This window comes from Cyanobacteriota bacterium, assembly GCA_027618255.1.
Taxonomy (GTDB): domain Bacteria; phylum Cyanobacteriota; class Vampirovibrionia; order LMEP-6097; family LMEP-6097; genus JABHOV01.
Genome location: JAQCFG010000077.1, coordinates 1 through 7,751, shown reverse-complemented (window position 1 = coordinate 7,751; position 7,751 = coordinate 1). Strand labels below are relative to the sequence as shown.

Sequence of the window (7,751 nt, the reverse complement as noted above, 5' to 3'; positions counted from 1 at the left end):
AACGGGTGACGTTACTATTGATGGTGAGACAATCGCATCAGTACTAACAGACAGTAGCACCATTGATGATCTGCTTACTTTCTTGCGAAGCTTTGCTGCCGTAAGCACTGCAACAATGGATGCAGAAGGCAGAATCGCAATCACTGGTACTGCAGCCAGTATCGGCAGTCCAGGTGATGACAGTAATATCATTTCAGCAATTGGACTTGATAATGCGGTACTGTCAGGTGGTGCAGCGACTGGCATCCAAAAACTTACTGCCGCGAAAGCCTCTTCTGTACTCAATACCCTGCTAACTCCAATCACTGGAACTATTCTTACTATCAATGGTGCCGATGTAACCTATGACCCGACTACTGACAGTATCACCACACTTATTAATGCAATTAACAGTGAATCAGACACAAGTGTCACAGCAGCTTATGATGACATCAATGGTGAAGTCATTCTTACCAACAAAGACACAGGTGCGTTATCAATGACTATCAGCTCCAATGGTGATGCCCATACGATTTTCAGAATTGATTCAGCAATCAGTGAGACTCTTGGAGATAACGCTGAATTCTCAATCTCTACTCTCAACAGCGGAGCAACACTTGTTAGTAATAGCAACACTGTTACTGGATTACTCAATGGTGTTACACTCGAACTCAAGAACCTCACACCAACTGGCCCTTCAAGCCCTGTTAATGTAACGATTGCAGAAGATGTCTCTAGCGTAAGTAGCAAACTCAATTCAATTATCAACAATGTTAACTCGCTACTTTCAGGACTTGATGATAGAAACGATAGCTTTAGTAGAGCACTCTCGAGGAAAATCAAAAACACTATCTCAACAGTACATTCTGGAGCAACCAATAGTTACACATCACTTATAGATATTGGTTTGAGAAGTCAATTTGACGGCAATAATCAATTTACTGGTTATAGTTTTGATAGTACGATTTTTGAATCTAAGTTTTTGGCTGACAGGAGTGACTTCATCTCTGTTCTTTATGGAACCGACACTGCGACTGATCCAGATTCAGAAATTGCGACTCTCTCTGATGGCTCAGAAGGTATCATCACACTCTTACAAAGGGCTCTTGATGTTTACGTAGATCCTGATATTCCGACTAACGGTATTATTAGCCAAGTAAGAGAATCTATCACAACGCAAATTGATACTGCAAATGACAGAATCGAGAGAGCACAAATAAGTATCGACGCCATTGAAGCCAGATTATCCAGACAGTTCTCGCAGCTTGATGTAATCAACGCACAATTTCAACAACAACAAAGAGCAGTAGCAAACTTGGGCAACACAGGTGGTTAAGCGATGAACGAGAAACTCAAAACTATCAGCCAAGCGCTAACAAAGATAGAAGAACTCGATGAGCAAATCCGTCAGCATCTTGAGAAACAAGACTACGGAGAAATCATCAAAATCATGCCGGTGCGCATGTCTATCATTTGCCAGATAAATAAACTCAAAGAAAAAAACGGCATCAGTATTGAAGACAAAAAACAACTTGATGAGCTTTTCAATGGTGCCAAAGACATCCAAAAAACTATTCTTAGCAAGAAAGACAAAATTGGTGAAAGGCTCAAGAAGCGCAAGACTGTTGTTAGCCAGAATAAAAAATTGCGTTATTAAGCTTGAATCCTCTCTATTTTCCTTGAATCTAAATACCATAACCAGAAAAGTTCTCGTCGTATTTACAAAGCTCCTCTCCGATTCGGCGCAGCTGCTGTGGCAATTTCATTGTGTTTTGCGTCGCAAAACGAATAGGCAACGCCAACCCGACATCGTCAAGGACTTTGCTAAATACTTCAAAAACTTTTCTTCCCTACAATACTAGTAAGATGCGTGCGAAGCATAATTGCTATAATACGAATGATGCAACTAATCGACACCCACGCACATATTTGTTTTGATGCCTATGATGAAGACAGAAGCGAGATGATGGCAAGAGCCTATGATTCAGGTGTCTACAAATTAGTGCATCCTTGCTGCCAGCTTAGTGAAATCCCAAGACTACTAGAACTAACTCAAGAATACAACGGTGATGGCAAAATTGATCTTTATACAGCAATGGGACTTCATCCCTGTTACATCGAACATTGGGACCAAGATTCAGCAGCCAAGATCTCAGATTATATAGACAAAGAACTCACTAAACCAAGTCACAAAGTCCGTGCCATTGGTGAAACTGGGCTTGATTATTTTCACTGCAAGGACGAAACATCGCAAGCAAGACAAAGAGATATTTTTAGAGAACAAATCGCCCTAGCCAAAAAATATCAATTACCTCTCATTATTCACACCCGTGACGCATGGCAAGATACTTTAGCGATACTCAAGGATGAATACCCAGAGGATAGAAACGCCAACAACGGTACTATCCACTGCTATACAGGCGATTATAGTTTTGCTTCGGAAGTCATCGAACATGGTTTTTATATCTCTTGGTCAGGGATTGTTACTTACAAGAAGAATGATGAGTTTAGAGAAACAGCGTCCAAGATCCCGCTTGATAGAGTCTTGGTAGAAACAGATTGTCCCTTCCTAGCACCGCAAGCTCAAAGAGGCAAACGTAATGAACCCAGTTTTGTAAATTACATAGCCCAGACCCTGGCTGAAGCCTACAATATTAGTAAAGAAGAACTAGCAGGAATTACTACAGAGAATGCAATTAGGTTATTTGGTATATGATCCGTCCTTGCACAGCAGAATCCGTCATCCTGAGCCCGCAGGGCGTGAGGATCTCTCTGCTAATGTTGATTCTGACTCTCTTCCTGTCCTCAGTCCAGGCTGAACCATCCAATGATGATTTACGTGACCTCATGCTTGCAGGTAATGTCGAAGCTGCAATACAACTAGTAGAATCTGATCGTGCTATCAACTGGGAGAAAAACAAACTCAAAATCAACCCTATAGCTTCTGAGTACTACGCTATTGCGCTCATTGTCTATGGTGACATCAATAAAGCCAATCTATTTCTAGAAACAGCCATTGCCAAACATCCCAAATCTCAAGAGCTCAAAGACTGCAGAAAACATCTTGACTTCTTTGCTAATCACTTCATCAACAAGGATCTTAATTACAGCAAAGAAGAAAAAAGCCATATCAAGCTCTATGACCTATTTCATCTCTACCTCAGTGAAACAGCAGCTTCCAAAGAAGCTCTCAATCTCAAGAAAAAAATCATCAAAGAAATCAACAAGCTCGGAAGCTCAATTCCATATTTTATGACGGCACTTGATTATCTGGCTGAATTACAAGACCCCAAACTCAATAATGAAATTGAAACTCGTGCTTTTGCAATCATTCAAAACAAACGCAAACTACTTTTCCCCAAGACTATAGATTTCTATGAACTTGCCTCTGCCTACAAAAACCTAGCTCGGCTCAGCGCCCAAACAGGCGAAGTAGCCAAAGCAACTCAATACATCAAACTAGCTCAGAGCAATATTGTCAAGATGAAAGCACTTTGGCTCAAAGAAGATGTCAGACACTATCGACAAATAATGAAAATGGAACAGCGTGTTACCAAGTTTGGTTATGTCTTGCCGCAGTGGTTGATTTTATTGAGAGCTGAGTATGAGGCTTATTTATCTCAGTAAATCAAGCCTAGGGGTTATTGATTATTGCTGCTAATAGCATAGTATCCGGCAGGATTCATATGCAATTTCTGCTCCTTGCAGCAAAGACTAGCTTAAAGCTACTCGTTAAAACCACCAATTAAAGTACCTTGTCAACAGAAGCATAGTCAAAACAATTTCTCAAAAAAGGTTTTGTAGCAAAGTGAGTAGATCTCAGCTTCGTAGAAGCTGCCGACTTTGCGAAGATTGCTTTTTTGAAAATTCGTTTTGAGCTATGCTGCGGATCTTTAATTATTCAGAGATTGAAATAACTCTCATCCTTGACAAATCGCCACAAAACAATCCTCAAGCCTCGCCTGACTAAACTTGAAGCCAGCATCCTCAAGTAGCTTAGGTTTAACTTTGGCACTTGCTAGTAAGAGTGCATCTGCCATCTCACCGAACACTATCTTCGCCAAGAAACTTGGCAAAGGTGCCAGTGCAGGACGGCCCAAGACTCGCGCCAATGTCCTAGTAAAAACTGTATTAGTCACAGGATTAGGGCTAGTGAAATTAACTGGACCACTAATGTCTGGGTTATTAATTAGAAAAAACAAAGCATAAATCACATCCTCTATACCAATCCAGCTCATAAACTGCTTGCCGTGACCAATAATACCGCCAAGTCCCAAACTAAAAGGCAAGAGTAATTTAGAAAGCGCACCAGATTCTTTACTGAGAATAATTCCAAAGCGCGGATGTACTACTCTGATACCCGCCTCGCGAGCCTGCCTGGCAGCGGCTTCCCACTTGCGGCAAGTATCAGAAATAAAAATCCCCTCAACCGGGTAGCTATGTTCATACAAAGTCTCAAAGGGACGATCAGCATAGTAACCAATTGCCGACGCTGAAATAAAAACTTGTGGTTTGTGTTTGAGGCTCGCTAACCGATCACTTAATAACTGAGTCGAGAGGATTCTACTTTGACTAATTTTGTTTTTTTGTTTCTCTGTCCATCTTTTATCAGCGATATTTTCACCTGCCAAGTGAATCACCGCATCAAAACCCTCAAGCTCATTAGCTTCCAAAACACCAGCCTGCGGGTCCCAATAAATACAACGCTCACCAACTTGTTTAATAGATCGAACTAATTTATAAACCTCATAACCCTGATATTCAAGGTAGCTGGCAAGATTACTGCCAACTAAACCGCTTGAACCTGAGAGAAGGGCTTTCATTGATTAGATTCTACTATATAATAGACTTGTTTTGAAAGTCAGAATTATCTCCAAAGGCAACACGCGCATTTCGCGCGGTTGCTACCTTTTTTTGAGCGACCTGTACATCGAAACTTTGTTTCGATGTACAGGTCTAATAGGTCTTATTCAGGAATAAACCATAGCTCTGTGAAGACATACAATGAATCGATATCAAAGATCTTTCGATTTCTATCAACGACACGTTACGACCATTGAGTGCGCCAGAACAACACTTTATAGTTGTTCTGGCTATTACTACTAGTAGCAAAGTAATCATTTATTATTAAAGTTGTGAGTTGATTGGTCAATCACACTTGTTGTTAGCTGTGGGCGCACTGACAACACTTCATTGTTGTCAGTGCTAACCCACGACCCGCAATCATAGATTGCTTGCTATAGTGCAAATCCATCATACCGACACAAAAAAAAATAGACACACATCTAAAGATGGTGTCTATTTTTATTAATAATGGTCGGGATGACAGGATTCGAACCTACGACCTCTTCGTCCCAAGCGAAGCGCTCTACCAAGCTGAGCCACATCCCGAATTAAAAAATCACTCTGGATACAACGAAAAGGCTAGTAAATTATACTAAATAGAATTGTTTATACTGTAATTTTTAGAATTTAATCATCTAGCATTAGGTATTACTAAATAAACCAGGCTTCAAAAGAAATCTCTACGCTAGATTCTGTAGTTGAATCACTGGTTCTACCTGAGTCGGAGCTGTCGACATTTGTGCATAAGCACCAGCATTTGCCCATGATTGTTGCGCTGCAAATAGCGTTTCTTGGGCTCTAAGCTGTCCCATCTGAAAAGATTGTTGAAGTAAGGCGTTTACGATTCGTGAAATTGGATCACCGCCGCCGCCGCCGCTACCAAAGCCACCGCCGCCAAAACCTCCGCCGACTCCTCCAAAGCCACCACCAAAACCACCACCAAAACCTGCAGTCTGACCAATACCTCCAGCACCAAAACCTGGTGCACCAAAACCTAAAGATGAGCCACCGGGATTTCCAAAACCACTATTAAAACCACCGCCTCCAAAACCGCTATTGAAACCAGTGCCTCCAAAACCGCTATTGAAACCAGTGCCTCCAAAACCGCTATTGAAACTAGTGCCACCAAAGCCGCTATTGAAACTTGAATTAAATGGAGAAAATGACATGATTAACTTATTGACCCCTCTCTCTCAGATTCTACAGCAGCGATTTCTGCTGCAGGCGTTTTACTCTTTTGACTTTCCTCTGAAGCTACCATAATAATTCTCCTTGTACTTAAACCCAATTCTCGGATTAAACCATTTATACAAAATCAAAGTTAAGCTTCGGTTATGAGAGTCTCAAAATATGGCTAGTGACTGAATCGACAAAAGCCACATTATCAAAGCTTTCCAAGTTATTTGGACCAATAATTTCTTCTAAAGAAATTGGCGGCGCCTTAGGGGTTTCGACTAGAATTTCTTGATTAAGCATCCTCAGATTGAGCCCTATTCCAATAATCGCGAATCCTTTATATAGTTCAACTAAGATCCCTGCGAGTTTGCAGCCATCATAATAAATATCATTGATTGGTTTGATATAGTAATCAGCTCGATGAAACTCGTTGAGAGACTGGATCATAGCTTCAGCAACGACCGTCGTCAAACTTGTTTCTATGGGGTCACGCATCAAAGAAGCAAAAGTCGATGAAGCCAAAACTATCGAAACATAAAGCCCTGCTTCCTTAGGCGAGACCCAAGATTTGCCGTATTGTCCTCTACCAGCACTTTGCTCTTCAGCAACAATGGCAACCACTTCATTAGACTTGTTTTGAAAGTCGGAATTATCTCCAAAGGCAACACGCGCATTCCGCGCGGTTGCTACCTTTTTTTGAGCGACCTGTACATCGAAACTTTGTTTCGAAACAGGTCTATTAATTTCCCTCAAGTCAATTAATTTCTTAGCTTGATTTTGAGTTGAATCAATTAATTGATAGTACAAACAACGCATTTGCTGATTTTAGCGCAAAAAAGCCTCAAGTCGACAACGCTAATGACCGATAGCTAGAGCTGAGCCTTAAAACTCACACACACAAGCAAAAAATCACAATGAAAAAAAGAATTATCATACTAGTAGCAATGCTAGCTCTGGGCCTGAGCTTTGCAAACCAAACCACAGCTGAGCCGCCAAAACAAAAAGGCAAAGCTGTCAAATCCTATATCTATTTGGGATCACAAGGAACCCAACTCTGTAAAAAGCTCAATGGCAAAACTAAAATTACAGTTTGTGTTGGTGGCGAAGATGATGGAACAGCTCTTCATTCAAAACATAAACTCACTGCTAGCGTCAGAGATCTAGCTCACAAATTTAGACTCAATTCAATGACTCTCAAAGACCAAGAAAAATTACTACTCAATAGTGATCCAGATTCAAACGCCGATTGCCCAGCTTCTTTAAATAGCTCAGATACAACAGATGCAAGTACCATTGCTACTGGGCTCAAGCTCTGCAGGGAAGTCGGTGACAGCACAACTGTCTGTGTTAGTGGCGCAGTCTCAGGGGCACTAATCTCAGACAAACAAAGTCACTGGGTAACAAACACCATTGCGAAACTACAACAAACTTATAGCAAGAAATTTGATACTCTAAGCTCAATAGCAAGTGATGATGAAGTTGAAGAAGAATCAATCTGTGAATATCAAGAAGGAATATTCGTAGCTAAAAATACCAGTTTTGAATCTAGCAAAAAATCAATTGCTAAAGCTCAGAAAGATTTGAAGGCAGTAATAACGAGCATGTGCACAAGTCCTACTGACTGGGATTCAACAACTTGCGGAGCAACTAGTTTCTGCGACATGTATCCAAGTGATCCTACTTATTGCATGACTACAACTAGCATGTGCACAAGTCCTACTGACTGGGATTCAACAACTTGCGGAGCAACT

Annotated in this window: 8 protein-coding genes and 1 tRNA gene; 5 read left to right on the top strand and 4 right to left on the bottom strand. The window is 41.0% G+C overall.

Translation table 11 applies throughout. The features are described 5' to 3' along the window. The 4 genes from fliD to O3C63_08880 all read left to right on the top strand — a co-directional run. Positions 1 to 1,315, top strand: a 1,315-nt coding sequence (fliD, locus tag O3C63_08895; GenBank protein ID MDA0773044.1) for a flagellar filament capping protein FliD, incomplete at its 5' end; no start/stop codon positions are given. 3 nt (positions 1,316 to 1,318) lie between these two features. Then, the gene (locus O3C63_08890) at positions 1,319 to 1,636 is read left to right on the top strand and encodes a hypothetical protein (protein ID MDA0773043.1); all 318 of its coding nucleotides are present in this window, start codon (positions 1,319 to 1,321) and stop codon (positions 1,634 to 1,636) included. 240 nt (positions 1,637 to 1,876) lie between these two features. Then, complete coding sequence (locus O3C63_08885; protein MDA0773042.1) at positions 1,877 to 2,695, top strand: TatD family hydrolase; 819 nt, start codon at positions 1,877 to 1,879, stop codon at positions 2,693 to 2,695. Positions 2,696 to 2,757: 62 nt separating this feature from the next. After that, complete coding sequence (locus O3C63_08880) at positions 2,758 to 3,606, top strand: hypothetical protein (protein MDA0773041.1); 849 nt, start codon at positions 2,758 to 2,760, stop codon at positions 3,604 to 3,606. A 293-nt stretch (positions 3,607 to 3,899) separates the two neighbouring features. Here O3C63_08880 and O3C63_08875 read toward each other — a convergent pair whose 3' ends face one another. The 4 genes from O3C63_08875 to O3C63_08860 form a co-directional block, all read right to left on the bottom strand. After that, entirely contained in the window at positions 3,900 to 4,802 is a 903-nt protein-coding gene (locus O3C63_08875; protein MDA0773040.1) for a TIGR01777 family oxidoreductase, read from the bottom strand. Between the two features lie 491 nt (positions 4,803 to 5,293). Continuing rightward, a tRNA-Pro gene (locus tag O3C63_08870) sits at positions 5,294 to 5,370 on the bottom strand. 134 nt (positions 5,371 to 5,504) lie between these two features. Beyond that, a complete protein-coding gene (locus O3C63_08865; protein MDA0773039.1) occupies positions 5,505 to 5,993 on the bottom strand; it encodes a hypothetical protein in 489 nt (162 codons plus the stop codon). 163 nt (positions 5,994 to 6,156) lie between these two features. After that, complete coding sequence (locus tag O3C63_08860) at positions 6,157 to 6,816, bottom strand: hypothetical protein (protein ID MDA0773038.1); 660 nt, start codon at positions 6,814 to 6,816, stop codon at positions 6,157 to 6,159. Between the two features lie 98 nt (positions 6,817 to 6,914). Here O3C63_08860 and O3C63_08855 point away from each other — a divergent pair. After that, a partial coding sequence (locus O3C63_08855) for a hypothetical protein (protein ID MDA0773037.1) occupies positions 6,915 to 7,751 on the top strand: 837 nt, incomplete at its 3' end.